Annotated in this window: 27 protein-coding genes and 1 riboswitch; of the genes, 9 read left to right on the top strand and 18 right to left on the bottom strand. The window is 73.3% G+C overall.

Annotated elements, in window-relative coordinates; all coding sequences use genetic code 11:
• Positions 1-37: 37 nt before the first annotated feature.
• A riboswitch (TPP riboswitch) is annotated at positions 38-154 on the top strand.
• From ACIBST_RS12430 to pknB, 4 genes are all read left to right on the top strand, one after another.
• Positions 144-1,739, top strand: a complete 1,596-nt coding sequence (locus ACIBST_RS12430) for an FAD-dependent oxidoreductase (RefSeq protein ID WP_397171251.1) — start codon at positions 144-146, stop codon at positions 1,737-1,739. Its footprint overlaps the riboswitch before it by 11 nt.
• Positions 1,736-1,936, top strand: a complete 201-nt coding sequence (gene thiS / locus ACIBST_RS12425) for a sulfur carrier protein ThiS (protein ID WP_352331034.1) — start codon at positions 1,736-1,738, stop codon at positions 1,934-1,936. Before ACIBST_RS12430 ends, thiS begins: the two co-directional genes overlap by 4 nt.
• On the top strand, positions 1,929-2,684 hold the full coding sequence (locus ACIBST_RS12420) for a thiazole synthase (RefSeq protein WP_397171250.1): 756 nt from the start codon (positions 1,929-1,931) through the stop codon (positions 2,682-2,684). The genes thiS and ACIBST_RS12420 overlap by 8 nt, the downstream gene beginning before the upstream one ends.
• 152 nt (positions 2,685-2,836) lie before the next feature.
• Entirely contained in the window at positions 2,837-4,762 is a 1,926-nt protein-coding gene (gene pknB, locus ACIBST_RS12415) for a Stk1 family PASTA domain-containing Ser/Thr kinase (RefSeq protein ID WP_397171248.1), read from the top strand.
• A gap of 9 nt (positions 4,763-4,771) precedes the next feature.
• Here the strand turns inward: pknB and alc are convergent, their stop codons facing one another.
• From alc to ACIBST_RS12400, 3 genes are read right to left on the bottom strand one after another with little or no spacing between them, the layout of a single operon-like run.
• On the bottom strand, positions 4,772-5,719 hold the full coding sequence (gene alc, locus ACIBST_RS12410; RefSeq protein ID WP_397171246.1) for an allantoicase: 948 nt from the start codon (positions 5,717-5,719) through the stop codon (positions 4,772-4,774).
• Positions 5,720-7,030, bottom strand: a complete 1,311-nt coding sequence (gene allB / locus ACIBST_RS12405; RefSeq protein ID WP_397171244.1) for an allantoinase AllB — start codon at positions 7,028-7,030, stop codon at positions 5,720-5,722. It abuts the gene before it with no gap.
• Positions 7,027-8,169 carry a glycerate kinase gene (locus tag ACIBST_RS12400; protein ID WP_397171242.1) on the bottom strand — a complete coding sequence of 381 codons (1,143 nt, stop codon included), beginning with the start codon at positions 8,167-8,169 and terminating at the stop codon, positions 7,027-7,029. Before ACIBST_RS12400 ends, allB begins: the two co-directional genes overlap by 4 nt.
• A gap of 294 nt (positions 8,170-8,463) precedes the next feature.
• Here ACIBST_RS12400 and ACIBST_RS12395 point away from each other — a divergent pair, with 294 nt between their 5' ends.
• Positions 8,464-9,615, top strand: coding sequence for a winged helix DNA-binding domain-containing protein (locus tag ACIBST_RS12395; protein WP_397171240.1), 1,152 nt, complete (start codon positions 8,464-8,466; stop codon positions 9,613-9,615).
• 70 nt (positions 9,616-9,685) lie between these two features.
• On the opposite strand, the gene ACIBST_RS12390 is transcribed toward ACIBST_RS12395, so the two are convergent.
• From ACIBST_RS12390 to uraD, 7 genes are read right to left on the bottom strand one after another with little or no spacing between them, the layout of a single operon-like run.
• Positions 9,686-9,898, bottom strand: a complete 213-nt coding sequence (locus ACIBST_RS12390; RefSeq protein ID WP_357967865.1) for an EF-hand domain-containing protein — start codon at positions 9,896-9,898, stop codon at positions 9,686-9,688.
• A gap of 47 nt (positions 9,899-9,945) precedes the next feature.
• Positions 9,946-11,328, bottom strand: coding sequence for an 8-oxoguanine deaminase (locus tag ACIBST_RS12385; protein WP_397171239.1), 1,383 nt, complete (start codon positions 11,326-11,328; stop codon positions 9,946-9,948).
• Positions 11,325-11,795, bottom strand: a complete 471-nt coding sequence (locus tag ACIBST_RS12380; protein WP_397171237.1) for a (2Fe-2S)-binding protein — start codon at positions 11,793-11,795, stop codon at positions 11,325-11,327. The genes ACIBST_RS12385 and ACIBST_RS12380 overlap by 4 nt, the downstream gene beginning before the upstream one ends.
• On the bottom strand, positions 11,795-12,655 hold the full coding sequence (locus ACIBST_RS12375) for an FAD binding domain-containing protein (RefSeq protein WP_397171236.1): 861 nt from the start codon (positions 12,653-12,655) through the stop codon (positions 11,795-11,797). Before ACIBST_RS12375 ends, ACIBST_RS12380 begins: the two co-directional genes overlap by 1 nt.
• A 5-nt stretch (positions 12,656-12,660) precedes the next feature.
• Positions 12,661-13,524 (bottom strand): factor-independent urate hydroxylase, encoded by an 864-nt coding sequence (pucL, locus tag ACIBST_RS12370; protein ID WP_397171234.1) that lies wholly within the window; start codon positions 13,522-13,524, stop codon positions 12,661-12,663.
• The gene (gene uraH, locus ACIBST_RS12365; protein ID WP_397171232.1) at positions 13,525-13,824 is read right to left on the bottom strand and encodes a hydroxyisourate hydrolase; all 300 of its coding nucleotides are present in this window, start codon (positions 13,822-13,824) and stop codon (positions 13,525-13,527) included.
• Complete coding sequence (gene uraD / locus ACIBST_RS12360; protein ID WP_397171230.1) at positions 13,821-14,342, bottom strand: 2-oxo-4-hydroxy-4-carboxy-5-ureidoimidazoline decarboxylase; 522 nt, start codon at positions 14,340-14,342, stop codon at positions 13,821-13,823. Before uraD ends, uraH begins: the two co-directional genes overlap by 4 nt.
• A gap of 145 nt (positions 14,343-14,487) precedes the next feature.
• Here uraD and ACIBST_RS12355 point away from each other — a divergent pair, with 145 nt between their 5' ends.
• The gene (locus tag ACIBST_RS12355) at positions 14,488-15,330 is read left to right on the top strand and encodes a deoxyribonuclease IV (protein WP_397171229.1); all 843 of its coding nucleotides are present in this window, start codon (positions 14,488-14,490) and stop codon (positions 15,328-15,330) included.
• A 618-nt stretch (positions 15,331-15,948) separates the two neighbouring features.
• Here ACIBST_RS12355 and ACIBST_RS12350 read toward each other — a convergent pair.
• The 3 genes from ACIBST_RS12350 to ACIBST_RS12340 all read right to left on the bottom strand — a co-directional run bounded on the left by ACIBST_RS12350 (position 15,949) and on the right by ACIBST_RS12340 (position 18,544).
• Positions 15,949-16,689 (bottom strand): LytR/AlgR family response regulator transcription factor, encoded by a 741-nt coding sequence (locus ACIBST_RS12350; RefSeq protein ID WP_397171227.1) that lies wholly within the window; start codon positions 16,687-16,689, stop codon positions 15,949-15,951.
• 66 nt (positions 16,690-16,755) lie between these two features.
• Complete coding sequence (locus ACIBST_RS12345) at positions 16,756-17,892, bottom strand: sensor histidine kinase (protein WP_397171225.1); 1,137 nt, start codon at positions 17,890-17,892, stop codon at positions 16,756-16,758.
• A 55-nt stretch (positions 17,893-17,947) separates the two neighbouring features.
• The gene (locus ACIBST_RS12340; protein ID WP_397171223.1) at positions 17,948-18,544 is read right to left on the bottom strand and encodes a molybdopterin-dependent oxidoreductase; all 597 of its coding nucleotides are present in this window, start codon (positions 18,542-18,544) and stop codon (positions 17,948-17,950) included.
• Between the two features lie 155 nt (positions 18,545-18,699).
• Here ACIBST_RS12340 and ACIBST_RS12335 point away from each other — a divergent pair, with 155 nt between their 5' ends.
• Positions 18,700-18,990: a YiaA/YiaB family inner membrane protein gene (locus ACIBST_RS12335; RefSeq protein ID WP_397171221.1), complete on the top strand. Its 291-nt coding sequence runs from the start codon at positions 18,700-18,702 to the stop codon at positions 18,988-18,990.
• A gap of 1 nt (position 18,991) precedes the next feature.
• On the opposite strand, the gene thiI is transcribed toward ACIBST_RS12335, so the two are convergent.
• From thiI to macS, 3 genes are all read right to left on the bottom strand, one after another.
• A complete protein-coding gene (gene thiI / locus ACIBST_RS12330; protein WP_397171219.1) occupies positions 18,992-20,188 on the bottom strand; it encodes a tRNA uracil 4-sulfurtransferase ThiI in 1,197 nt (398 codons plus the stop codon).
• 67 nt (positions 20,189-20,255) lie between these two features.
• Positions 20,256-20,909 (bottom strand): response regulator, encoded by a 654-nt coding sequence (locus ACIBST_RS12325; protein ID WP_397171218.1) that lies wholly within the window; start codon positions 20,907-20,909, stop codon positions 20,256-20,258.
• 9 nt (positions 20,910-20,918) lie between these two features.
• Complete coding sequence (macS, locus tag ACIBST_RS12320) at positions 20,919-22,046, bottom strand: MacS family sensor histidine kinase (RefSeq protein WP_397171216.1); 1,128 nt, start codon at positions 22,044-22,046, stop codon at positions 20,919-20,921.
• A gap of 114 nt (positions 22,047-22,160) precedes the next feature.
• Here macS and ACIBST_RS12315 point away from each other — a divergent pair, with 114 nt between their 5' ends.
• Positions 22,161-23,024, top strand: a complete 864-nt coding sequence (locus ACIBST_RS12315) for an MHYT domain-containing protein (protein ID WP_397171215.1) — start codon at positions 22,161-22,163, stop codon at positions 23,022-23,024.
• A 281-nt stretch (positions 23,025-23,305) separates the two neighbouring features.
• Here ACIBST_RS12315 and ACIBST_RS12310 read toward each other — a convergent pair whose 3' ends face one another.
• Positions 23,306-24,331, bottom strand: coding sequence for a 6-phosphofructokinase (locus tag ACIBST_RS12310; protein ID WP_397171213.1), 1,026 nt, complete (start codon positions 24,329-24,331; stop codon positions 23,306-23,308).
• 172 nt (positions 24,332-24,503) lie between these two features.
• On the opposite strand from ACIBST_RS12310, the gene ACIBST_RS12305 reads away from it, so the two are divergent.
• Entirely contained in the window at positions 24,504-25,229 is a 726-nt protein-coding gene (locus ACIBST_RS12305; RefSeq protein ID WP_397171211.1) for a Clp protease N-terminal domain-containing protein, read from the top strand.
• Here the strand turns inward: ACIBST_RS12305 and ACIBST_RS12300 are convergent.
• Positions 25,224-26,708 (bottom strand): N,N-dimethylformamidase beta subunit family domain-containing protein, encoded by a 1,485-nt coding sequence (locus ACIBST_RS12300; protein WP_397171209.1) that lies wholly within the window; start codon positions 26,706-26,708, stop codon positions 25,224-25,226. The two genes, ACIBST_RS12305 and ACIBST_RS12300, sit on opposite strands and share 6 nt — an antisense overlap.
• Positions 26,709-26,772: the final 64 nt, after the last annotated feature.

Raw genomic sequence — 26,772 nt, 5'->3', positions numbered from 1 at the left:
GGTGCCGGTGCGTCGCGCCGAGGCCGTAGGCTGGAGGCGCAAGACGCGCGGGAGTCCGGCCGTCACCGGGCTGAGAGGAAGGCTTGAGCGGGCCTTCGACCGCAAGACACCTGATCCGGATCATGCCGGCGAAGGGAGCGCGGATGAATGTGATCGTGGGCGGCGGGGTCGTCGGGTTGTCGATCGCCTGGCGGCTGGCCCGCGAGGGGTTGCCCGTCACGGTGGTCGATCCGGCCCCGGGCCGTGGGGCGTCCTACGCGGCGGCCGGGATGCTGGCGCCCGTCAGCGAGGTCGCCTACACCGAGGAGCCGCTGCTGCGGCTGGGGGCCGCCTCGCTGAGCCGGTGGCCGTCCTTCGCCGCCGAACTGGCCGCCGACGCCGGTCTCGCTTCGGGGCTTGGTGCAGGGCTTGGTACGGGCCTCGGTGCGGGGCTCGGGCCGGGTGGCGGCGCGGGCCTGAGCGGCGGTTCCGGTGGTCGTCCCGGTGGTACCGGTGGCGGGGCCGGGCGCGGGGGCTGGGAGGCGTTCGGGGGCTCGTTCGGGGTGATCGGGCCGGAGGGGGCCGCCGGCCGTGCGCTCGACCTGCGCGCCGACGGCACGCTCGACGTCGCCTTCGGGGCCGACGACCTCGCGGCGCTCGACGACCTGGCGGCGTTCATGGACAAGCTGGGGCTGCGGGTCGAGCGGCTGACCGGGCGCGAGTGCCGCCGTCTGGAGCCCATGCTGGCCCCTTCGGTGCGCGGCGGGCTGCTGGCCCCCGGTGACGCCTGGGTCGATCCGCGCCGGGTCACGGCGGCGCTGCTGGCCGCGCTCGACCGGCTGGGCGTACCCGTGGTGCGCGCGCGGGTGACCGGACTGCTGCGCGACGGCGACACCGCTCCAGACGCCGCGACAGACGCTGGGACCGGCTTTGGAACCGGCTCTGGGATTGGCCCTGGGTCCGGTGCTGGGCTCGGTGCTGGGACAGGCGGTGTGGCAGGGCCTGTGCCGGGGGCTGGGGCAGGTGCCGCGACGGGAGCTGTGACCGGGGTGCGGCTTGAGCCTGTGCCCGGTCAGCCTGAGCCGGCGGCGCGGGTGATCGAGGCCGAGCGGGTGGTGCTGGCCGCCGGGGCGTGGAGCGGAGAGCTGGCCGACGTGCCCGTCCGGCCGGTCAAGGGGCAGATCATGCGGTTGCGGTCGCCGCAGCCGCTGCTCGGCCGGTGCGTACGCGGGACGGTGCACGGCGCGCCCGTCTACCTCGTCCCCAGGGGCGACGGCGAGCTGGTGCTCGGGGCGACCCAGGAGGAGCTGGGGTTCGACACCCGGGTCACCGCTGGCGGGCTCTACGAGCTGCTGCGCGACGCCAGGGAGCTGGTGCCGGGCGTCACCGAGCTGGAGGTCGCGGACGTGGTCGCCGGGCTGCGTCCGGGCACCCCCGACAACCTGCCGATCATCGGGGCGGGCGGGGTCCCCGGGCTGGTGCTGGCGACCGGCCACCATCGGGGCGGCGTGCTGCTGGCCCCCCTGACGGCCGCCCTGGTCACAGCGACGGTGCTGACACCGGCCGCGACACCCCCGGCCACGACGACCCCGACGGCCACCTCGACAACGGCCCAGAAAGCCACACAGACAGCCACACAGACAGCGGCCCACACGGCGGACCAGGCGGCGGGTACTTCGGCGGGCGCGGGGATTCTGACGGGTGAGGAGGGCGAGCTGGCCGCGCTGTGCTCGCCCGCGAGATTTCGGGATATTTCATGATTGTGACGATCAACGGCGCCGCGCACGAGGTGGCCGACGGCACCACAGTGGCCCAGGCCGTACGGACGCTGACCACGGCCACCACCGGAGTGGCCGTGGCCGTGAACGACGAGGTGGTCACGCGCAGCTCGTGGGAGACGACGGCGCTCGGCGACCGCGACCGCGTCGAGGTGCTGACGGCGGTGCAGGGTGGATGAGCTGATCATCGCCGGGGAGAAGTTCGCCTCCCGGCTCATCATGGGCACCGGCGGCGCGCCCTCCCTCGACGTGCTCGACCAGGCCCTGGTCGCCTCGGGGACCGAGCTGACCACGGTGGCCATGCGGCGGCTCGACCCCGGCGCCCGCGGCTCGGTCCTCGACGTGCTGCGCCGCCGCGACATCAAGGTGCTGCCGAACACCGCGGGCTGCTTCACCGCGGGCGAGGCCGTGCTGACGGCCCGGCTGGCCCGCGAGGCCCTGGGGACGAACTGGGTCAAGCTTGAGGTCATCTCCGACGAGCGCACGCTGCTGCCCGACCCGATCGAGACCTTCGACGCGGCCGAGCGGCTGGTGGCCGACGGGTTCGTGGTGCTGCCGTACATCGGCGACGACCCGGCGCTGGCGCGGCGGCTGGAGCAGGCCGGCTGCGCGGCGGTGATGCCGCTGGGCGCGCCGATCGGCTCGGGGCTCGGGATCAGGAACCCGCACAACATCGAGCTGATCGTGGAGGCCGCCGGGGTGCCGGTGATCCTCGACGCCGGCATCGGCACGGCCAGCGACGCCGCCCTGGCCATGGAGCTGGGCTGCGACGCGGTGCTGCTGGCCACGGCGGTCACCCGGGCGCAGCGGCCCGAGCTCATGGCCTCGGCGATGAGGGCGGCCGTGGCGGCCGGGCGCCAGGCGCGGCAGGCGGGCCGCATCCCGCGTCGCCGCTACGCCGAGGCGTCCTCGCCGACGACCCCCTAGAGATCCCTTGATGATCCCCCTGAGGTCCACGGAGGGACCGGCTCGCGCCGGCCCTCCCGCCGGTCGGGGCCGTTCCGGCGGGAACGTCTCCGCATCGGTTTCGGGCGCGCGGGCCCTGCCGGTGGCAAAACGCCCGTAAACTCAGGGGGGTGGTGGATAAGACGACTGCGGACCCCCTGGTCGGGCGGCTCCTCGATGGGCGCTACCGCATCGAGAGCCGGATCGCCCGGGGCGGTATGGCGACCGTCTACCTGGCGCTCGACGTCCGGCTGGATCGCACTGTCGCGTTGAAGGTCATGCACCGCTCGCTCGCCGAGGACCCGGCCTTCGTCCGCAGGTTCATCGGCGAGGCCAAGTCGGTGGCCAGCCTGTCCCACCCCAACGTGGTGCACGTCTTCGACCAGGGCACCGACACCGACGTCGTCTACCTGTCGATGGAGTACGTGCCGGGCCGCACGCTGCGCGACATCCTGCGCGAGCGCGGCAGGCTGCCCGCCCGCGAGGCGCTGGAGATCATGATCCCGGTGCTGGCCGCCCTGGGCGCGGCCCACCAGGCCGGGATGGTCCACCGCGACGTGAAGCCCGAGAACGTGCTGATGACCGACGACGGCCGGGTCAAGGTCGTCGACTTCGGGCTGGCCAGGGCGATCGAGGCGACCAACCAGACCCGTACCGGCGTGATGATCGGCACGATCGGCTACATGTCGCCCGAGCAGGTCACCACCGGCGGCGCCGACGTGCGCAGCGACGTCTACGCCGCGGGCATCATGCTGTTCGAGCTGGTGACCGGGCAGCAGCCCTACGACGGCGAGACGCCGATGTCGGTGGCCTACCGGCACGTCCACGACACCGTGCCGCCGCCGTCGTCGCTGGTGCCCGAGGTGCCGCCGCTGATCGACACGCTGGTAGCGCACGCCACGGCCCGCGAGCCCCACGACCGTCCGGCCGACGCCACGGCGATGCTGGTGGAGGCGGTCGACGCCCACCGGATGCTGCCCCGGCTGAGCACCCCGCCGGCCATGACGGCGGTGTTCAACCAGTCGATGCCGCCGCGGCCGAGCGGCGCGGGCGCCCCGTCGATGCCGCTGGCCGCGCCGGCCCACACGCTGATCCAGCCGCGCGCCGAGGTGGCGCCGCCGGTGTCGCCGCCGCCGTCCAAGCGGTCGTTCCGGCCCAACTGGTTCCTGGTCCTGCTCGCCGCGGTCATGGTCGTCGCGGTGGCATTCACCGGCTGGTACTTCTCGCAGACCCAGTACGTGCAGGTGCCCGACCTGATCGGCCAGAACATGGTGGTCGCCGAGCGCGCCGCCACGAGCAAGGGCTTCAAGGTCAAGAAGATCGCCGGCGAGTACGACGAGGACACCGCCGAGGGGCTGGTGCTGCGTACCGACCCCGAGGGCAAGACCGAGGTCGAGAGCGGCAGCACGATCACGCTGGTGCCCTCGCTCGGCCCCAAGCGGGTGATCGTCCCCAGCGTCAGGGGCCTGACCAGCGACGAGGCCCGCATCAAGATCGCCGAGGCCGGGCTCACCGTGGGCAGCGTCAAGCGCCTGCCCAACGGCGAGGTCGAGCGGAACAAGGTGATCCGCAGCTCCCCCGAGGCCGGCGAGAAGGTCAAGGAGGGCGCGAAGGTCGGCATCTTCGTGAGCGCCGGCATGGTGATGCCCGACGTCACCGGCATGCCGAAGGACGAGGCCGCCGCCTACCTCGGCGGCCAGGGCTTCCAGGTGCAGGTCAACGAGGTCGACGACGACGCCGAGCCGTGCACGGTCATCGCCCAGGCGCCGAAGGCCAAGTCCGAGGTCGACAAGGGCACGCCCACGATGATCACGGTGGCGCGCTGCCAGACCGACTTCTGGGACTGGTTCAAGGGCGACAACGAGGCCCGCGACGACCAGGACTTCCGCCTGGTGCCCGCGGTCATCGGCAAGAACGTCAAGGACGCCAAGGCGGAGCTGGAGTCGCTGGGCTTCCACGTGCGGGTCCAGCGGCTGGCCAACGGCGGCGTCGTGCAGTACCAGCGGCCGTTACCGAACAGCGAGCGGCCGCCCGGCGCGACGGTCTTCCTCTGGCAGTAGCGCGCCGGGTCAGGCCAGGTGCCCGTGCAGGCGCACCCTGGCCAGCCCGCCGTCGGGGTAGATGTCGACCCGTACGTGGGTGACCGGTTCGGGGTGGCCGAGCCGGAAGCGGTGGGGCGTGTCGGGCTGCAACCGGGTCCTGGGCAGCAGCGTGACCTCGCGCCCGCCGGACAGCCCGGTGAGCGCGACGTGGCCGGGGGCGTTGAAGATGAGGTTCGTGGTGTCGATCTCGGCCAGGCGCACCAGACCCGGCCCGGCCAGGCGGATGAGCAGCCAGTCGTTGCCCGGCTCGCGGCGGCGCGCGGTCTCCCAGCCCTCCGCCTGGTGGCGGGCCAGGCCGGGGGCGATGACGTTGTTGGGCGCGGAGTAGAACTCGTCGGAGCAGGCGGTGACCAGGCCGCCGTTCTGGAGGGCGGCCAGGTCGAGGCTCAGCCCTTCGTAGACGGACAGGTCGGGGCGTACCTCGCCGTGCACGCGCAGGCGGGCGATGCCGCCGTCGGGATACATGTTCAGGCGTACGTGGGTGTAGCGGGTGTCGTCGCCGGTGACCTCGACATGGTGCTCGGCGTCGCCCTTGAGCGCGGTCCTCGGGACGATCTCCGTCCAGTCGGCGGCGGCCAGCTCGGCGGGCGAGGGATGGCCGGGCACGGCGGCGGCCTCGACCGAGGCGTACGGCGGGTAGTTGCCCTTGAACCAGGCCGTGTCGATCACCACGCCGCGGATCGCGCCCGGCAGGCCCAGCCGCACCAGCGCCCAGTCGTGGCCGGGGGTGCGGCGGCGGCGGGTCTCCCAGCCGTCGTACACCTGCCCCTTGTTGCCGAAGGTCTCGGCGCGGAAGCCGGGACGGCCCGGCCTGATCAGGCTCTCCTTCTCGGCGAAGGACTCGTCGCTGGCCGCCACGACCGCGCCGCCGAGGGTGCGCAGGGCCAGGTCGGGCAGGGTGGTGAAGCCGGGCATCTACTGCTCCCCGAGGATGAGTCGGCCGTGCGGCTCGCCGTCCACGGGACGGCCGCGCAGCCAGGTGGTCAGCACCGCGCCTTTGAGCACGCGGCCGTGGTAGGGGGTGACGGGGTTGCGGTGGTGCAGGCGGGCGGCGTCCACCGGGTTGTCGGCGTCGGGGTCGAAGGCGACCAGGTCGGCGTCGCCGCCGGGGCGGATCGCGCCCTTGCCGGGGAGTCCGGCCGTCTCGGCGGGCGCGGCCGACATCCAGCGGACGACGTCGGCGAGGGTGTGGCCGCGCCGGGCGGCCTCCGTCCAGACCGCGGACAGGCCGAGCTGGAGGGAGGCGACTCCGCCCCAGGCGGCGGCGAAGTCGGGCACCTTCAGGTCGGCGGGCGAGGGCGAGTGGTCGGAGACGACGCTGCTCAGCACGCCGCGGGCCAGGCCGTCCCACAGCAGCTCGCGGTTGGCCCGCGAGCGGATGGGCGGGCAGCACTTGTACGCCGTGCGCCCCTCGGGCACCTGCTCGGCCTCCAGCGTCAGGTAGTGGGGGCAGGTCTCGGCCGTGACCGCCACCCCGTCGGCCTGGGCCCGCGCCAGCACGTCGAGGCATTCGGCGCTGGAGACGTGCAGGACGTGCACGCGCGCGCCGGTCTCGGCGGCCAGCCCGACGACCGTGGCGACCGCGCTGCGCTCGGCGGCTCCCGGCCGCGACTCCAGGAACTCCCGGTACGTCGGCCCGCCCGGCTCGGCCAGCAGCTCGGGGTCCTCGGCGTGCACCACGACGAGCCCGCCGAACCCGGCCACCTCGGTCAGCACCGCCCGCAGCTCGGCCGTGGCGAGCGGCGGGAACTCCTCGACGCCCGAGGGGGACATGAAGCACTTGAAGCCCCGGACGCCGCGCTCGTGCAGCGGCCGGAGCTCCTTGAGGTTGCCGGGCACCGCGCCGCCCCAGAACGCGACGTCCACGTGGCACTGCCCGCGGGCGGCCCGCAGCTTGGCCTCCAGCGCCTCCACGCTGACGGTCGGCGGCACGGAGTTGAGCGGCATGTCCACGATCGTGGTCACCCCGCCGGCGGCGGCCGCCCTGGTGGCCGAGGCGAAGCCCTCCCAGTGGGTGCGGCCCGGCTCGTTGACGTGGACGTGCGCGTCCACCAGGCCGGGGAGCAGGGGCAGGTCGCGCAGGTCGATGTCCGCGGCGGCGTCGAGGGGCTCGGCGTAGTCGTACAGGGCCTGGACGCGTTCGCCCCGCACGGCGACGGCCGCGGCCCGCTCCCCCTCGGGCGTGACCACCCTGCGCGAGCGGACGACGAGGTCGTGGACGGTCATCCGGCCTCCAGATGCTCGGCGGCCACCCGGGCGGCCAGGCGTTCCAGCAGCGGCCCGGCCTCGGCCATGCACCGGGCCGGGTCGGGCTCCAGGTCGGTCAGGGCGTAGGCGGCCTCGATGCCGGCGTCCTTGAGCTCGGTGTCGCCGAGGGTGCGCCGGCCGCAGACCGCGACCACCGGCACGCCCGCCCTGGCCGCGGCCTGGGCCACGCCGATCGGCGCCTTGCCGCGCAGGGACTGCTCGTCGAGCGACCCCTCGCCGGTGATCACCAGCCGCGCGCCCTGGACGAGCGCGCCGAAGCCGAGCAGGTCGAGCAGGTACTCGATGCCGGGCCGCAGCTCGGCGTGGAGGAAGGCCAGCGCCGCGAACCCGACGCCGCCCGCCGCGCCCGCCCCGGGGGCTCCGGCCACGCCCATGGCGCGCGGGGTGTCGTCGTGCTCGACGGCGCCGAGCAGGCCGTGGGTCTGGGTGGCGACGGCGGCCAGCCGGGACAGGCCCGCCTCCAGCACCTTGACGTCCTCGGGCGTGGCGCCCTTCTGCGGCCCGTAGACGGCGGCGGCCCCGTGCGGGCCGAGCAGCGGGTTGTCCACGTCGCCCGCGACCACGAACTCCACCCCGGAGACGTCGGCGAACCCGGACAGGTCGATGCGGGCCAGCTCGCGCAGCGCGGCGCCGCCGTCGGGCAGCTCGGTGCCGTCGCCGTCGAGCAGGCGGGCGCCGAGCGCGCGGACCATGCCCGCTCCCCCGTCGGTGGAGGCGCTGCCGCCGAGCCCGAGGACGATCCGCCGGGCGCCCCTGCGCAGGGCGTCGGCGATCAGCTCCCCGGTGCCGTAGGAGGTGGCGGTCAAGGGGGCCGGTCCGGCGGACAGCCGCCGCAGCCCGGACGCCTCGGCCAGCTCGACCACGGCCGTCGGCGGGCCTCCGGCCGCCCGCCAGGCGTAGGCCGCGGGCACGCGTTCGCCGGTGGGCCCGGTGACCTCCACGGTGACGCGGTCGAACCCGCAGGCCACGGCCGCCTCGACGGTGCCGTCGCCGCCGTCGGCGACCGGCAGCTCGACCGTGGGCACCCCGAGCCCGGCCGACACCCGGGCCGCGACCTCGGCGGCCGTGAGGGAGCCCTTGAACTTGTCGGGTGCCACCAGAACCTGCTTTACCACTACGAACTCCCACAAGATGCTGAACAATGGCCGGACACGCCTTCCTGCCCGGTGCGAGCGGGCAGGAAGGCGTGACTCATCATCACATCAGCCCCCCGGCCGGCGGCGGCCGAGGGTAGGCGCCCTCGGTGAAAGTGCCCTCAAGGAGGGTGCCCTCAGTGAAACAGGCGTCCGCGCCCGCCGCCCATGGGCCGCGCGCACGAACCTGAGCCGTTCTGACGGGTTCTGAGGTGTGTGATCCTCCAATTAGGCTCACATCCCGTAAGGAGGCGTTTGATGCGCATATCTGAGCGGGAGAGGCGGCGCCGGCTGGGCGTGCGCCACAGCCTGGCGGCCAAGGCGGCGACCCCTGAGGAGGCGACGGCGTCCGTGGTGGCGCTGCACGCCACCGACCCGGCGACGGTGTTCCTGTCGGCGGGCGCCCGGCTCACCGCGCCCGGGACCGAGCCGGTCGAGCGGGCCCTGTACGAGGACCGCACGCTGGTGCGCATGCACGGGATGCGCCGCACGGTGTTCGTGGTCCCGGCCGCGCTGGTGCCCGTCGTGCACCACTCCTCCACGCTCGCGGTCGCCACGCGGGTGCGCAAGGCGCTGGTCAAGGAGCTCGCCGCGGCCGGCGGCTGGGACGAGGCGTGGCTGGCGGAGGTGGAGGCGTCGGTGCTGCGCGCCCTGGCGGCGGAGGGCACGGCGACCGCGGCCCGGCTCGGGGTGCTGGAGCCGCGGCTGCGCGAGCAGTTCCGGGTGGCCGCCGGCAAGCCGTACGAGGCCATGCACAGCGTCGGGCAGCGGCTGATCACGCTGATGGGCATGGAGGGCCGGCTGGTCCGCCAGGGCCGCCCGTCCGGCTCCTGGACGAGCACGCAGCACCTGTGGGCCGTCGCCCCGCCCATGGACGAGACCACGGTCCCGCAGGCCCAGGCGGAGCTGGTGCGCCGCTGGCTGGCCGCGTTCGGCCCCGGCACGGAGGCCGACGTCAAGTGGTGGACCGGCTGGACGCTGCGCGAGGTGCGCGCCGCGCTGGCCGCCGTCGGCGCGGTCGAGGTCGAGCTGGACGAGGGCGCGGGATACGTCCTGCCCGGCGATCTGGACGAGACGCCCGAGCCCGCGCCGTGGGCGGCGCTGCTGCCCGCCCTGGACCCCACGCCTATGGGCTGGCAGGGCCGCGACTGGTACCTGCCGAAGGAGCACCGGGCCGAGCTGTTCGACCGCAGCGGCAACGTCGGCCCGACCGTGTGGTGGGACGGGCAGGTCGTCGGCGGCTGGGGGCAGCGGCCCGGCGGCGAGATCGTGTGGCGGGCGCTCACCGACCTGGGCTCCGACGCCGTGGCGGCCGTGGAGGCCGAGATCGCCGGTCTGGCCTCCTGGCTCGGCGGCGTGCGGATCACACCCCGCTTCCGCACACCCCTGGAGCGCGCCCTGGCGGAGTAGGGCGCGCGAAGCCAGCACGGAGGCAGCGCAGGGGCCGCCCGCAGGCCGCCCGGGAGCCGCCCGCGGGCCGTCAGGAGACCACGCGGATGAACTCCTCCAGGGAGTAGCGCCCGTCCTGGTCGGAGTCGGCCTCCTGGCTGAGCGCCCCGAGGGCCTCGGCGGGCAGGTCGGGGAAGTGCCGCTTCAGCTCGGCCTCGCTGACGAAGCCGTCGCCGTCGGTGTCGATCTCGGCGAAGGTGCTCTTGAGCTGCGCCAGCCGCTCACCGGGGAGTTCTGCCGACACGGGACCGCCTTTCGGTACTGAATGCCACGTTCCGGACATTCACCACCCTAGTGCTGGATCTCCCTGCCCGCCGAGTGCCCGCGCTCGGCCGCCAGCCGCATCAGCCTGCGGTGGGCCTGCGCGCCCGCCCGTCCGGCCGCGTCGTGGGACGTCGTGCGCAGCTCGCCGTCCTCGACCACGGTCCGGCCGCCGACCAGGACGCGGGCCACCGGCGGCGGGGGCCCGAACACCAGCGCGCACACCGGGTCGGCCACGGCGGCGGCGAAGGGCCCGCCGGTGCGCCACAGGACGACGTCGGCCAGCTTGCCCGGCTCCAGCGAGCCGAGCTCGGCCTCGCGGCCCAGGTTGCGCGCCCCGCCCAGGGTGGCCAGCTCCAGCGCCTGACGGGCCGACAGCGCGCGGGGGCCGTACCTGGCCCGCTGGAACAGCAGGGCCTGCCGCATCTCCCCGGCCAGTGAGGTCAGCTCGGCGGAGGCGCTGCCGTCCACGCCGAGGCCGACGTTCACGCCCTGGCGCAGCATCTCCGACACGCGGGCGATCCCGGAGCCGAGGCGGCCGTTGGAGGAGGGGCAGTGGGCCGCGCCCGTGCCGGTGCGGGCGAGCTTGGCGATGTCGGCGTCGCTGAGGTGCACGGCGTGCGCGAGCCACACGTCGGGCCCCAGCCAGCCGAGCTTGTCCATGTAGTCGACCGGACGCAGCCCGAACCGCTCGACGCAGTGCTCGTCCTCGTCGAGCGTCTCGGCCAGATGGGTGTGCAGGCGGACGCCCTTGGCCCTGGCCAGGGCCGCCGACTCGGTCATCAGCTCGGCGCTGGCCGAGAACGGCGAGCAGGGCGCCACCGCGACCCGCACCATCGAGGACGGCGACGGGTCGTGGTGGGCGTCCACCGCCTGCGCCGTCGCGGCCAGCACGTCGTCGAGCTCCTCGACCACCTCGTCCGGCGGCAGCCCGCCCTGCGAGCGGCCGAGATCCATCGAGCCGCGCGCCGGGTGGAAGCGCAGGCCGATCTCCCGCGCCGCCTCGACCTCGGCCGCGAGCAGGTCGCCCCGGCCCTTGGGGAAGACGTAGTGGTGGTCGCTGGAGGTGGTGCAGCCGGCCAGCGCCAGCCAGCCGAGCCCGGCCGTGGCCGCGCCTTTGACGACCTCGGCGTCCATGGCGGCCCACACGTCGTAGAGCGCCACCAGCCACTCGAACAGTGTGGCGTCCTGGGCCAGCCCCTGGGAGGCCCACTGGTAGAGGTGGTGGTGGGTGTTGACCAGGCCGGGGGTGGCCAGGCAGCCGGAGCCGTCCACGCGGCGGGCGCCGGGGGTGGCGGGCGCGGGGCCGGGGCCGAGCGCGGCGATCCTGTCGCCCTCGACGACGAGGTGGCCGGACGGGATCTCGGGGCCGGCGACGGGCGCGATGTGCACGTTCTCGATCAGCAGGGTCATCGGGCCGCCTTCCGCGCGGCGGCCAGCCGGACCGCGTCGAGGATCTTCTCGTAGCCGGTGCAGCGGCACAGGTTGCCCGCCAGCGCCTCGCGGATCTCCGCGTCGGACGGCCTCGGCACGCGTTCGAGCAGGTCATGGGCCTGGACGACGAGCCCCGGGGTGCAGAACCCGCACTGCACGGCCCCGCACTCGACGAACGCCTCCTGCACCGGGTCCAGCCGGCCGCCCGCGGCCAGCCCCTCGACCGTACGCACCCGCCGCCCCTCGGCCTGCCCGGCGGCGACCAGGCACGAGCAGACCGGCAGCCCGTCGAGATAGACCGTGCACGAGCCGCATTCGCCCTGCTCGCAGGCGTTCTTGGAGCCGGGCAGCCCGATCCGCTCGCGCAGCACGTACAGCAGGCTCTCCCCCTCCCAGACGTCGTCCACGCTGTGGGCGCGGCCGTTGACGGTGACGTTCAGGCGCATCAGGCGGCCCTTCTCGCGAGGTGGTCGTTCCAGGCCCAGGTGAGCGTGCGCCGGGCCATCACGCCGACCGCGTGCACCCGGTAGGCGGCGGTGCCGCGCACGTCGTCGATCGGCGCGGCGGCCCGCGCGCACAGCTCGCCGAAGCGGGCCAGCAGGGCGGGGTCGAGCGGGGCGTGCCAGTCCAGCTCCCGGGCCAGCAGGTCCTCCGCCTCCAGGGCGCGGCGCGGCGTGGGCGCGGCCGAGCCGATCCCGGTGCCGACCCGCCGCTCGCCGGGGTGCAGCGCGACCGCGAACGAGCACACCGCGATCACCATGGCGTTGCGCGTGCCGACCTTGGAGAAGTACTGCGGCCCCCGGGCCGGTTCGACGCGCACGGCCCTGATCAGCTCGTCCGGCTCCAGGGCGTTGCGCTTGACCCCGAGGTAGAACTCGGCCGCGGGGATCAGCCGGGTGCCGCGCTCGCGCGACTCGACCTCGACGACCGCGCCCGCCGCCAGCAGCGGCGGATGGCTGTCGCCCGCGGGCGAGGCCGCGCCGAGGTTGCCGGCCACCGTGCCGCGGTTGCGGATCTGCGGCGAGCCGACCGTGCGCGCGGCCTGCGCGAGCCCCGGCAGCACGCCGCCCAGCTCGTCGACGACCGTGGCGTACGTGACCCCTGCCCCGATCCGGCAGACCCCGTCGGTCATGTGCCATTCGCGCAGCTCGGCCACCTGGTTGAGGTCGAGCAGCGCCTCCGGCCTGCGCACGTCGAAGTTGATCTCGACCATCACGTCGGTGCCGCCCTGGACGGGCAGCGCTCCGGGCCGGTCCGCCTTGGCGGCCAGCGCCTGCGCCCACGTGGTGGGCCGCAAGAAGTCCATCGTCCTCACTCCCAGGCGAATCCCGCGTCGGGTGCGTCCTCACGCAGCACACTGCCCTCGATCAGCCCGTAGGGACGGTCGGCGGCGTAGAAGACCTCGTTCTCGTTGTCCAGGCCGAACGGCGACAGGTCGACCAGGAAGTGGTGCCTGTTCGGCAGCGTGAGCCGCACCTCGCAGACCTGCGGGCAGGTCGTCAGCACCCGCTCGCCCATCGCGTAGAGCGTCTGCTGCAACGACAGGCTGTGGGTCTGCGCGAAGGCGTCCAGCAGGCAGGCGCGCACCTCCGCGTACGGCGGCCGCTCGCCCGTCCCGGCGTGCCGCCAGCGGGCGGTGACCGCGGTGGCCAGGACGCGGTCGGTCGTCGGCTGGAGGGTGGTGTACTCGTCCACGATGAAGCCGTGGAACTCCGAGCCGGTCGAGTTCAGCACGACCAGGTCCGTCAGGCCGGACACGACGGTGCTGCGGCCGTCCCTGTCGTGGTGGACGACGCAGGTGCGCACCTCGCCGCCGTCGCGCACGAAGGAGTGCCGCGACTCCCCGGGGATGCGGTTCCAGGCGTACTCCTCGATCTCCACCCGCGCGTGGTGGATGGACGGGTGCGCGGAGACGTAGTGGCGGGCCAGTAAGAGGGCGAAGTCCTCGATCTCGCCGACGCCGTGCTTCCTGGCGAAGGCGTAGGCGGTGTTCTTCTGCGTGTCGGTGGGCAGGACGGCGGCGTTCCCGCCGTTCCTGTGCGCCTCCTCCATGTCGCCCGACAGCGCGGTGCTGACGTTGATGTCCTTGAGGTGGTGGACGGCCCCGTCCCTGACCACGCGGACCAGCCTGGTCTCCGCCTTGCCGTAACGGTTGGGCCCGAGCTTGACGGTCATCTAGCTCCCTCGGTAGGTGGAGTAGGCGTACGGGCTGAGCAGCAGCGGCACGTGGTGGTGCGCCCCCGGGTCGGTGACGGTGAAGGCGATGACGACCTCGGGGTAGAAGGTGTCGGCCAGGTAGGCGCCGGTGTCGAAGACGACGCGGTGCACGCCCTCCCGGGTGTCCCAGCCCTTGATCCGGCCGTCCTCGTCGGTGCTGCCCCGGGCCAGCACCCGGCCCTCGTGCTCCAGCCGGACGCGCACCCCGGCGGCCGGGCGGCCCGAGACCGCGTCCAGGACGTGCGTCGAGAAGCTCAACTCCCCTCCCCTTCCATGAGCCTTCCCAGCCGCAGCCGGGTGATCTTCACCAGTTCGTCGCGGACGACCCCGCGCTCGGTCTCCTCGTCGTTGTCCAGCCGGGCGCGCAGCCGGGCCAGCAGCTCGGCCCCGCTCAGGCCGGTGGCGCAGACCAGGTAGACGTACCCGAACCGCTCCTCGTACGCGCGGTTGCCCGCCGCCAGTGCGGCCCGCAGCTCCGCGTCCCCTCGGGCGTCTCCTTGGGCGCCCGCCTGCTCCTCGCTCGACCAGCGCGCCTCCCGGCCGTCCCCGGACGGGCGTTCCCCGATGCGCGGGTGGGCCGCCAGCGCCTCCAGCACGTCGGGCCACGTCAGCTCGCGCACCGCCGTCTCGGCGGCCTCGGCGAGCCGTTCGCGGGCGGCGTAGGGCCTGCCGGCGGCCACCGCCGCGGCGAACGCGCGGGAGGCGCAGCAGGCCAGCAGCTCGGCCTCCGCCTCCGCGCGCGGCCGCCGGTTGAACCCGGCCAGGGAGTTGGACATGTCAGCAGTACACACACGGGCCCGGTTCCCGGTCCATCCGTGAGAACTCCCAAGTACGCAACGGGATGGCCAGGACTTTTCGTGTCATGCTCCAACCCGGCCCCGGCCGGGACGCCCCTGAGCTGCGCCTACACTGGGAGCCATCATGACCTTGACATCCCTGATCGGCGGGCACGTGTCCGTCACCGGCGGCCTGGCGACCGGCGGCCTGAAGTACATGGCCGAGATCGGCGCCGAGATGATCCAGGTGTTCGTCACCAACCCGCGCGGCTGGGCGCTCAACGACGGCAAGCCCGCCGAGGACGCCAAGCTGGCCGAGTCGGGCGTCACCGCGTTCATCCACGTGCCGTATCTGGTGAACTTCGGCTCGCCCAACCCCGAGACGCTGGCCAACTCCATCGCCGTCGTCCGCCACGGGCTGCGGCGCGGGGTCGAGACCGGCGCCAAGGGCGTCGTCGTCCACACCGGCTCGGCCGTCACCCAGTCCCGCGACGACGCGCTGCGGCAGATCCGCGAGACCCTGCTGCCGCTGCTCGACGAGATCCCCGAGGGCGGCCCCGACCTGCTGCTTGAGCCCATGGCGGGCCAGGGCGCGATGCTCTGCGCGACCGTCCAGGACCTGGAGCCCTATCTCGCCGCGCTCGACTGGCACCCGCGGGCCTGCGTCTGCCTCGACACCTGCCACGCCTTCGCGGCCGGCCACGACCTGGCCGCCGAGGGCGGGGTGCGGGAGACCTTCGACGCCCTGCACGCCATCGCGCCCGGCCGGCTCAAGCTCATCCACGCCAACGACAGCAAAGACGTGTGCGGCGCCAAGAAGGACCGGCACGAGAACATCGGCGCGGGCCACATCGGCGCGCAGCCGTTCGCCGAGATCATGCGGCATCCGGCGGTGGCGGGCGTGCCGATCTGCATCGAGACGCCCGGCAAGGCCGACAAGCACCGCGAGGACATCGAGCTGCTGAAGAAGCTGCGCGACGAGGAGTGATCCGGCGCGATCCCCGGCAACGGGGATGAAAGCCCGTCCTGGTCATCAATCGTGATAGGGGCGCCTGCTCGCACGATCCGGCCGCCCCCGAAGGCCGGATCGCGGGGCCGGGGTCCGTGGCCTCCGCAGGCGCCCCCTCACCTGATCGGCAGGCGGGCCCTACCCCCCGGTCAAAGGCCCGACAGCCGTGGTGACCTGGTTGGTCACCGGTGAAGCCGACGCATCAGGCCCTTGCTTGGGCCTTGCGGCCCGTCCCCCCCGATGCGCCGGGTGGCTTCCGATGCCGAAACACTACGGTCGCGATCTTGTGGGCGAAACCCTGTTTACGGTCAGCTCGCTGAACGGTCTGTAGTCATCGACATACGGAGGGTGTCCGGACGACGAGCGGTCACCGGGGAGCGACGAACGGCTCGTTCATGGGTCCTCCCAGCGCCCGGCAGCCCCCTGGAGGGCGCCACGGGAACCGGCGCCGAGGACCCGAACCCGACGTGACCTGGGGAATCTTTTACCATCGCGGCGGCGGACCGCCCGCCGCCCGAGGCCCGGCGCCCGCCGGACGCGCCCAGCTTCACGCCCACCCGTCGGTGCCGGCCCGCGCGGACGCGGGCGGGCCGGCGGTCAGGAGAAGGCGCCGCGATGCTGGCGGACGAGCTGCTCGCGCACCTGACGGCTGTGCCGCCGGCTGACCTGCAACGTCTCGGTGCCGACGGTGAGCGTGACCCGGCCGCCCTCGAAGCGCAGCTCGGTGACGTGCCGGGCCGAGACCAGCGTGCTGCGGTGGACGCGGATGAACCCCGCCTCCGACCAGCGGCGTTCGAGCGCGGCCAGCGACATGCGGACGAGGTAGCTGCCGTCGCCGGTGTGCAGCCGCACGTAGTCGCCCTTGGCCTCGGCGAACCAGATGGCCTGCTGCGGCACGAACCTGGTGCGGCCGCCCAGCTCGACCGGGATCACGTCGTCCTGGCTGGGCTCGGCGAGCGGCGCGGAGGCCGCCTCCAGCCGCCTGACCGCCTCCGCCAGGCGCTCGGCCCGGACCGGTTTGAGCAGGTAGTCGACGGCCTCCAGCTCGAACGCCTGCACCGCGCACTCCTCGTGCGCCGTGACGAACACCAGCTTGGGCGGGCTGGGGAAGCCGCCGACCAGCCGGGCGAGGTCGAGCCCGTCGAGGCCCGGCATCCGGATGTCGAGGAAGATCGCGTCGAGCCGCTCGCCGCCGCCGATCATCTGCACCATGTCCTGCAGCGCGGTGACGCCGTCGGACGCGGTGGCGACGTGTTCGATTCTCGTGTCCTGGCGCAGCAGGTAGGCGAGCTCCTCGAGAGCGGGCACCTCGTCGTCGACCGCCAGGACCCTCAGCATGGGCTCCACGCTGCCGTATGAAAGCAAAGGTCACAAGCGACACGCCAGCTCAGCGTAAGGAATTGGCTACAAGGAGGTAAGTTGCGTCTTCGGGACGCGCAGCCGTACCCGGGTGCCGGCGCCGAGGGCGGTCTCCACGACGAGGCCGTAGCCGTCGCCGTAGATCTGGCGCATGCGCAGGTCCACGTTGGCCAGGCCGATGCCGCCGCCCTCGCGGGCCGGCTCGCCGTCGAGCATGCGCCTGGCGCACTCGGGGTCCATGCCGGTGCCGTCGTCCTCGACGGTGATGTGGGCCTCGGGGCCGGCGTCGCGGACCACGACCCGCACCTCGCCGCCGCCGCGCCGGCCGCGCATGCCGTGCTTGATGGCGTTCTCCACCAGCGGCTGCAGGCACAGGAACGGCACCGGCACCGGCAGCACCTCGGGCGCGACCTGGAGGCTGAAGCGCAGCTTGTCGCCGAAGCGGGCGCGCTCCAGCAGCAGGTACCGGTCGACGCAGGTCAGCTCGTCGGCCAGGGTGGTGAAGTCGTGGGCCCGGCGCAGGGCGTAGCGGGAGAAGTCGGCGAAGTCGAGCAGGAGCTCGCGGGCGCGCTTGGGGTTCGTCCGGACGAACGAGGCGATCGTGGTCAGCGCGTTGTAGACGAAGTGCGGCGAGATCTGGGCGCGAAGGGCGCGCATCTCGGCCTCCAGGGCCCGCCTGCGGGAGGCGTCGAGGTCGGCCAGCTCCAACTGCCCCGACACCCAGCGGCCCAGCTCGGTCACGGCGCGCACGAGCGCCGCGCTGACCTCCTCGTCGAAGGCCGCCAGCGTGCCCACGACCGTGTCGTCCACGGTCAGCGGCACGACCACGGCCCCGTACGGCCGCCCGGCGAACACCTGCGCCCGCCCGGCGGCCAGGGTGGTGCGGGCGTAGGTGAGCACGTCGTCGGTGCACGGGCCGTTCCAGGCCAGCGCGGCGTCGGTGGAGGTGATCGCGACGGCGCGGGTGCCGAGCAGCGCGTGCAGGTGACGGACGGCCTTGCGCGCCGAGTCGCGGTCGAGCCCGCCGCGCAGGGCGGGCGCGGCCAGCCCCGCGACGTGCAACGCGGTGAAGGTGGCCTCGTGCTTGCCGCCTTCGGCCAGCGCGGGGCGGCGCGTCCTGGCGCAGGCGTAGCCGAGGAGGAAGAGCAGGAGGGAGAGCGCCACGCATGCGGTGGTCTGCATGCGCCAAACCGTAGCCAATAACCGGTCGTGTTCGGGTGGAAACCCACAGTGAAGTCTACGGGGGGCCCTCGCCGGGTTCCTCCTGGTAGGAGTAGCGCTGTTCCTGCCAGGGATCGGCCAGGTTGTGGTATCCGCGTTCCTCCCAGAAGCCGCGCCGGTCCTCCAGGAGGTATTCGACGGCGCGCACCCACTTGACGCTCTTCCACGCGTACAGGTGGGGGACCACGATGCGCACGGGGAATCCGCGGTCGGGGCTGAGCGGCTTCTCGTCCAGCTCGGTGGCGAACAGGGTGTCGGGGGCGGCGAAGTCGGACATGCGGAGGTTGGCGCTGTAGCCGTACTCGGCCCAGATCATGACGTGGCGCACGCCGGGGTCGGGCGGCGCCAGCTCCATGATCGTGGCCGGGGTGACGCCCCGCCATTCGTTGGCCATGAGGGAGAACTTGGTGACGCAGTGGAAGTCGGCGATGCGCGTGGCCCGGGGCAGCAGCTCGAAGTCCGCCCACGTCAGGCAGTGCTCCTCGCCGGAGGCCGTGGCGCCGAAGACGCGGAAGTCCCAGCTGTCCGGCTTGAACGCGGGCACCCTGCCGTAGTGGATCACGGGGCGGCCGCGCGGGACGTACTGGCCTGGAGGCAGGCGCGACTCCTCCACGATCACTCCCCTCACCGATCTCGCGTCTTGGGCCATCCTGCCATCGGCCCGCCCGCCCCCCGCGTCCGGGGCTGCGGCCGGGCCTTCCGTACTCAGGAGTAACTTGAGTACGGAAGCTCATGCGACGGCCTGGCCTGCGAGATCACCATGAACTCATGACCAAGCCCATCCGTCCCACGCAGACCGCCGCGTTCTACGTCCAGGCGGTCCTGTCGTTCGCCGTGTCCGTGTCGTCCGTGGTGATCGCGCTGATCTACCTGCCGGCCTCCGGCTGGATCAGGGCGTTCCTCGCGCTCGGCCTGCTGTACGTGGTCACCTCCACGGTCAACCTGTGCAAGGTCGTCCGCGACCGGCAGGAGCTCGCGGAGGTGACCAACCGCGTGGACCAGGCCAGGCTGGACAAGCTGCTGGCCGAGCACGACCCGTTCAAGGTCGACGCGGCCTGAGCTACAGCGTGTACTCCTGGATCGAGTCGGCGAGCTGCACGCACAGCTCCTCGGCGTCGAGCCGCTTCTCGATCTGCTTGAGGTCGTCGATCTTGGCCCGCGTCTCGGCGCGCTTGGGAGCCAGCAGGGAGCAGCAGTCCTCGTCGGGCAGCTCCGAGATCTCCAGCGTGCCGATGCGCCGGGCCTCGGCCATGATCTCAGTCTTGTCCCAGCCCACGAGCGGGCGCAGGATCGGCAGGTCGACCGCGTTGTCCTGGGCGGTGATGTTGGCCAGCGTCTGGGAGGAGACCTGGCCGAGCGCGTCGCCGGTGATCAGCGCGCCGGCGCGGATGCGGTGGGCGACCTCCTCGGCCGTCTTCAGCATGAGCCGCCGCTGGGCGATCACGGCCAGGCGGTCCTGGCCCGAGTTGCGGATCGACTGCTGCGCCTTGCCGAACGGCACCACCCACAACCGCGACCTGCCCTGGAACCTGTCGAGCTTCCTGACCAGCGCGTACGCCTTGTAGATCGACTCGGAGGTGGTGAACGGGATGCCGGAGAAGTGCAGGAAGTCGACGTGCAGGCCGCGCTTCATCATCCGGTAGGCCGCCACCGGCGAGTCGATGCCGCCCGACATGAGCACCAGCGCCCGGCCGCTGCTGCCGACCGGCAGGCCGCCCTGGCCGGGGATGCCGTCGGTGAAGACGAACACCTCGTCCCGGTCGACCTCGATGAAGACGGTCAGCTCGGGGTTCTTCAGGCTGACAGGCAGGTCGTACTCGTCGTTGATCGCGCCGCCGACGAGCCGGTCGAGCTCGTTGGAGCGCAGCGGGAAGCGCTTGTCGCGGCGGCGGGAGCGCACCGCGAAGCTGGCCTTGCGCGCCACCTCCTCGCGGTCGCGGATCAGCTCCAGGCCGGCCTTGAGCACGGTGTCGGGGTCCTTGGCCACCCGCCAGGCGCGGTGGATCCAGACCAGGCCGGGCACGTCGGCGACCCGCCGGGCCACCGCGTCGGCCTGCTCGACGTCCGAGCCCTCGGGCAGGAAGATCGCCACGACGCCGTGGCGGCGGCGCACGTCCGTCTTCAGGCCGAGGTCCTGCAGCGCGAAGCGGATGTTGTCGATCAGGCGGCGCTCGAACAGCTCACGGTTCTTGCCCTTGAGAACGATCTCGCCCAGCTTGAGCAGAACGCATGGCTCGCCCAGGGCGGACATCGTCATGGTGGAACCTCCGGGGAAGACGGGGAAAGCGCGGCCGCTAGGAAGGCAACGCCGCGACCTGTCGAGTTTAGTCCGCGTCGAGGCCCTGCTCGATCGCATATCGGACCAGTTCCACCCGGTTGTGCAGCTGGAGCTTGCTCAGCGTGTTCTGGACGTGGTTCTGGACCGTGCGGTGGGAGAGCACCAGGCGGTCGGCGACCTGCCGGTAGGTCAGGCCCTTGGCGACCAGCCTGAGCACCTCGGTCTCGCGCTCGGTCAGCCTCGGGCCGTCATTGTCCGCGCGTCCGGCGGCGGGGCTCGCGGCCAGCCGCCGGTACTCCCCGAGCACCAGCCCGGCCAGGCCCGGGGTGAAGACGGCGTCGCCCTCGGCGGTGCGGCGGACGGCGTCGAGGAACTCCTCCCGGCCGGCCGACTTCACCAGATATCCGGACGCGCCCGCCTTGACGGCCGCCAGCACGTCGTCCTGCTCGGCGCTGGCCGACAACACCAGGACCTTGGGTGCCGGCTCGGCCCCGGCCAGCCCGGCGGCCACCTCCGCGCCGGACATGTCGGGCAGGCGCAGATCCAGCACGACGACCTGGGGGCGTACGGCCGCGGCCGCCCTGATCGCCTGCCGCCCCTCCCCCACCACGGCCACGACCTCATAGCCCGCCTCGGACAGATCCCTGGCCACGCCGTCGCGCCACATGGGATGGTCGTCCACCACCATGACCCGCACCATGACGCCACTCTAACCGGGCCGGCCCCCGCCCTTCCGCGCCCGCCCGCAGGGAAGGCTGATCTCGATCTCGGTCCCGGCCGGCGTGGAGGCGACGGCGACCGTCCCGCCCAGGTCGGCCACGCGCCCGCGGATGGACTGCGCGACGCCCAGGCGGCCCTCGGCGGCGGCCCGCTCCAGGCGTCCCGCCGGGATGCCGGGGCCCTCGTCGCGGACGGTCACCATGACCACGTCGTCGCAGGACTCGGCGAACACCCAGGCCCGCGCGTCCGCGCCGCAGTGCTCGCGCACGTTGTCCAGCGCCGCCCCGACCGCGGCCGCCACGCCCGCGGCCGCCGGGGTGGGCAGGACGAGCGGCGTGGCCGGAGTGGAGACCGTCACCAGCGGCGAGCCGTGCCGCATGAGCAGGGAGCGCAGGTCCGTGGCACCGGTCGGGGCGGGACGGGCGGCGATGAGCTCGCGCAGCGCGGCCTCCTGCTCGCCGGCCAGGCGGCCCAGCTCGGCCGCCTCGCCGCCGATCTGCCGGCCGCGCCGCTGGACCAGGGCCAGCACCTGCAGGACGGAGTCGTGCAGGTCGCGGGCCAGCCGGTCGCGTTCGCGCTGGGCGGCCTCCATCTCGGCCGCGCGCTGCAGGCGCTCCTCGGCCTCCTTGGCCAGCCGGGCCACGTGCCCGACAACCACTCCTGACAGGAACAGCAGGACCGCGCCGTTGATCATCACCGGCGCCTCCGGGGCGCGCACGCGCAGCCACAGGTCCGCGGCGGCGACCAGGGCCGCCGCCACCGCGCCCGCGCGCCTGCCGCCGTACACGGCCCAGGCCAGGACGGGCCCGGCGACCCAGGTGGCGGGCACGGGCATGGTGCCCGCCACGCCCTGACGGGCGCCCTCCACGTACGGGGACGCCAGCAGGCAGGCCAGCGCCACCAGCAGGTCCACGGCCAGCAAGGGCCACCCGCGCAGCCTTTCTGACGCGTACGCATAGGTCGCCGCGGCCGTCCACAACGCCATCAGGGCGATCACCAGCCAGCCGGCGACGGGCTGCTCGTACCCGCGGTGCTGGGCCATCAGCACGGCGGCGTACAGCAACGACGCGGCGCGGAAGACCGCGATCGCGCGCCAGAAGGGCCGCTCGATGCTCATGAGACTCTCTCACGTTTCCGACACGCCGGTTGACAGATAGTTGCGTTATCCATGCGGAAGGGACAGACCGGATGACACAATCCGTCAACCCCTAATCACAAGGAATGTCGATATATGACCGCTGTTAATCATTTCACCCACGGACCGCTCACACCGCTGCTGGCGTACCTGATGTCGTGCCTGGGTTCGATGCTCGGACTGCGGCTCACCGCACAGGCGCACGCCAGCCGCGGCGCGTCGCGGGTGCGCTGGCTGATCGGCGCGGCCATCTCCATCGGCGGCACCGGGATCTGGGTCATGCACTTCGTCGCGATGATGGGCTTCGCGGTGGAGGGCACGCAGATCAAGTACGACGTGCCGCTCACCGTCGCCTCGGCCGCCGTGGCCGTCGTGGTGGTCGGCACCGGGCTGTTCCTGGTCTCCTACGGCCGCGGCCGGGCCCTGGCGCTGCTCGGCGGCGGCCTGCTCACCGGGCTCGGCGTGGCCAGCATGCACTACCTCGGCATGTACGCCATGAACATGAGCGCCCACGTCTCCTACGACCGCACGATCGTGGCCGGGTCCGTGGTGATCGCCGTCGTGGCCGCGACCGCCGCGCTCTGGTTCACGCTGCGGGTCAAGAAGCCGGTCTGGATCACAGGCGCGGCGCTGGTCATGGGCGTGGCCGTCTCGGGCATGCACTACACCGGCATGTACGCCATGCGGGTCTCCGTCGACGCCGAGCCCGGCATGGTCACCGGCGCCGACGCCCTCGACTTCCTCGTCCCCCTGATGACCGTGATCAGCCTGATCACGCTGACCATGCTGCTCATGGTGATCCTCGCGCCCTCGGAGGAGGAGCTGCACGAGGACGCCGAGATGGTCGCCCGTCTGGAGCTGCGCCGGCGCACCGCCCAGCAGCAGCGCCTGGCCTACCCCGCGCCGCCGGCCGCCCCCCGCCCGCAACAGCAGCCGATGATGCGCGCGCCCCGCAGGTAGCCCCCGGCGACGAGCGTCCGGACGGGGCCGGACGCGACGAGGGCGCGCCGGAGGTGGATCACCTCGGCACGCCCTGCGGTCGAGCTGTCTCCTGGGTACGGCTTGCGGCGCAAAGTGGGCCGCCGACTCGCTGCGCCCCAAGCCGTACCCCGAGGGGGGTTGTAAGCGGTAACCCCGCTGCCCAGAAGGTACGGCCCGGCGCTTGCAAGCCGCTTTCAGCCAGCCGTAGAAAGCCTCACCCGGCCGGCCGCCGTAGAAAGCCTCACCCGGCCGCGGCGACCTCAGCCGAAGAACACCTCGGCCTCGGAGTACCGGGAGGCCGGCACGGTCTTCAGCTCGGCCGTCGCCTCGTCGAGCCCGACCCGGACGATGTCGGTGCCGCGCAGCGCGACCATCGTGCCGTAGTCGCCCTCGTGCGCGGCGTCGATCGCCTGCAGCCCGAACCTGGTGGCCAGCACCCGGTCGTAGGCCGTCGGGGTGCCGCCGCGCTGGATGTGGCCGAGCACGGTGGTGCGGGCCTCCTTGCCGGTGCGCTTCTCGATCTCCTTGGCCAGCACCTCGCCGATGCCGCCGAGCCGGACGTGCCCGAACGCGTCGAGGGTGCCGGTCTGCAGCTCCATCTGGCCCTCGATCGGGTGGGCGCCCTCGGCCACGACGATGATCGGCGAGTAGCGGGTGCGGAAGCGGGACTCGACGTACTCGCAGACCCGGTCGATGTCGAAGGGCTTCTCGGGGATGAGGATCACGTTCGCGCCGCCGGCCATGCCCGCGTGCAGCGCGATCCAGCCCGCGTGGCGGCCCATGACCTCGCAGATCAGCGCGCGATGGTGGGACTCGGCGGTGGTGTGCAGCCGGTCGATGGCCTCCATCGCGATGTTGACCGCGGTGTCGAAGCCGAAGGTGTAGTCGGTGCCGGACAGGTCGTTGTCGATGGTCTTGGGCACGCCCACGACCTTGACGTCGCGGTCGTAGAGCTGCTTGGCCACGCCGAGCGTGTCCTCGCCGCCGATGGCGATCAGGGCGTCGACGCCGGTGGCGGCGAGGTTCTCCTTGATGCGGTCGACGCCGCCCTGGATCTTGATCGGGTTGGTGCGGGAGGATCCGAGAATGGTGCCGCCCCGCGGCAGGATGCCTCGTACGGCCTGGATGTCGAGCGGCATCGTGTCGCCTTCCAGGGGCCCGCGCCAGCCGTCGCGGAACCCCACGAACTCATGGCCGTACGTGCTCACCCCCTTACGCACCACGGCCCTGATGACGGCGTTGAGACCCGGACAGTCTCCGCCTCCGGTGAGCACTCCAATACGCATGGCGGGTTCCTCCCGATGGGGTTCACGAACCATTGCTCGGTGACAGCTCGCATTGTGCCTGCCGCGACGCTCAGTGGTCTAGACCAAACGCGCGGCCCTCGATCATTTCCCTGGAAGGAGCGATCGTCAACCCAGGGTTGACGATGCTTCATCGTCAACCTATGGTTGACGCATGGACGAAACCGTACGTCTCGACGACCTCATCGCCGCCATCAAGAGCCGTCATCCGGACGGCGACCCGCTCGGCCAGCTCTCCGACGCCGTCACGCTGGGCGAGCACCTCGGCGAGGTGGCCGACCACCTGATCGGCCACTTCGTGGACCACGCCCGCCACTCCGGCGCCTCCTGGACCGACATCGGCCGCAGCATGGGCGTGACCAAGCAGGCCGCGCAGAAGCGGTTCGTGGTCAAGGAGAGCGGCTCGCTCGCCGACGACCTGCGCAACTACGCCCGCTACACCGACAAGGCGCGGGTCGCGGTGGTCAAGTCCCAGGAGGAGGCGCGCCTGTCGGGGCACGACCACATCGAGGTCGGGCACCTGGTGCTCGGGCTGCTGCACATTCCCGAGGCGCTGGCCGCCTCGACCATGGCCGCGCTCGGGGCCTCCCCCGAGGCGGTCAGGGAGGCCGTCACGGCGGCCATGGGGCCCGGCGGCGGGCAGTCGCCCGTCACCCTGCCGTTCTCCGCGCAGAGCGCCAAGGCGCTGGAGCTGACGCTGCGCGAGGCCCTGCGGCTCGGGCACAACTACGTCGGCACCGAGCACCTGCTGCTCGGCGTGCTCTCCCTGGAGGAGGGCCCGGTGGTGCGGGCCCTCACCGACCTCGGCGTGCGCAAGGAGGCGGCCGAGCGGGAGATCAGGGAGCGGCTGGCGGCGATCCTGCGCGAGCGAAGCTCATAGCCGCCCCCGGGCCGCGCTCGGGCCGCCCCCGGCGGCCCTGGGGCCGCTCCCGGGGGCGGCGTTCGGCGGCGGTCCCGCGCGGTCCTGAGGAGGGTGGGCGGGGTGATCGGCGAGCCCGGCCGGGCCGGCGGCGAACCGGGTCAGCACGTTCGCCGTGGCGCGGCGGGTGAAGGCGGCCGCGGACTCCGGGACGCCGTGGCCGCAGCGCTTGCCGCGCATCGCGCACACCCAGCGCATCGTGCCCGAGGCGAACACCCCGGCCCCGCTCGGCGCGGTGTAGTACGTGCTCTGCGACGTCGTCCCGCGTCCTCCGCACGAGAACGGCGAGTCGGCCAGCACCTGCACGCCCTTCGGCGAGCCGCGCGAGACCTTGTCGGTCTCCGGGCCGACCATGCCGGGGAAACGCCGTCCCCGGGTGCCCGCGAAGATCCAGTGGCCGGGCCTGCGGACCGTGTAGGCGCCCTGGGCGGGGAAGCAGTCGTACATCTGGCCCACCAGGGCGCTCTCCGGGCGGGAGTCCCGCCACAGGGGACAGAGCCGCTCCTTGTCGCAGGCGACCGTCCTGCCCTTGATCGCGATGCGCCAGTAGACGGCGTTCGCGCCGAGGAAGGCGAGGTTCGTCCCGCTGTCCCTGGCCTTGGTGACGGCCGTGCGCATGGCGGGCGACCAGTACTCGTCGTGGCCGAGCGAGACCACGGCCCGGGCGCCGTCCAGCACGCCGGGGCCCAGGTCGAGGCTGGTGAGGTAGGCCAGGGGCACGCCGCTGCGCTCGGCCACGGCCAGGGCCGACTGCTCGAAGTCGAGGAACAGGCGGGCGCCGCCGCCGTCGTACGGGCGGTCGAAGGTGACCTCGCGCGAGCGGCCGGCGAACCCGCCGGGGCCCAGGTACAGGCTGCGGCCGCCCCACAGGTTGTACGCCTGCCAGGTGGTGACCGCGTTCACCATCACCACGCGGCCCCGGATGGAGGCCGAGCGGACGGTGATCGGCACGTACCGCTGGGCGCCGGTCGAGGCGTCGAGCCTGATCAGGTACGCGCCCTCCGTCCAGCCGCGGGTGTCCACGGTGAGCGAGGGCTTCCAGTGGGCGGCGGTCACCATGCCGTGCACGGTCCTGGCCGGAGGCTGGCGCACGCCCTGCACCTGCGGCGACTCCCACACCTTGGCCGGGCGCGCCCCCATCCTGAACGCGCCGGCGGTGAAGCGCGGTGCGGTGGTGGAGACGTGCAGCGCGAAGGACTCCCCGGGCAGGACGCTCACGTGGTCGGCGTAGCCCTCGATCTCGTGGTCGGTCCCGCGGGTGGTGATCCGCCACGACTCCCCCGCCTCCACCGGCGGCGGCGACGGAAGGTCCGGCTCCGACGGCTGCGGGACGGGCGGCGCGGGCGACGCGGACGGCGCCGGCCGCACGGGACCGCCGCCGCATCCGGCGGCCGGCAGGACGGCGATCAGCAGGGCGAGGAGCAGCAGGAGCTTGCGCACCCGGCCATCGTCGCGGCCCGCCACCGGGACGGGCCACGACTTGGCCAGATCCTTACACCGGCCC

Source organism: Nonomuraea sp. NPDC049684, assembly GCF_044465345.1.
GTDB lineage: Bacteria > Actinomycetota > Actinomycetes > Streptosporangiales > Streptosporangiaceae > Nonomuraea.
Note: the sequence above shows the minus strand (reverse complement) of the source record. Positions and strands in the feature narration are given on the sequence as shown.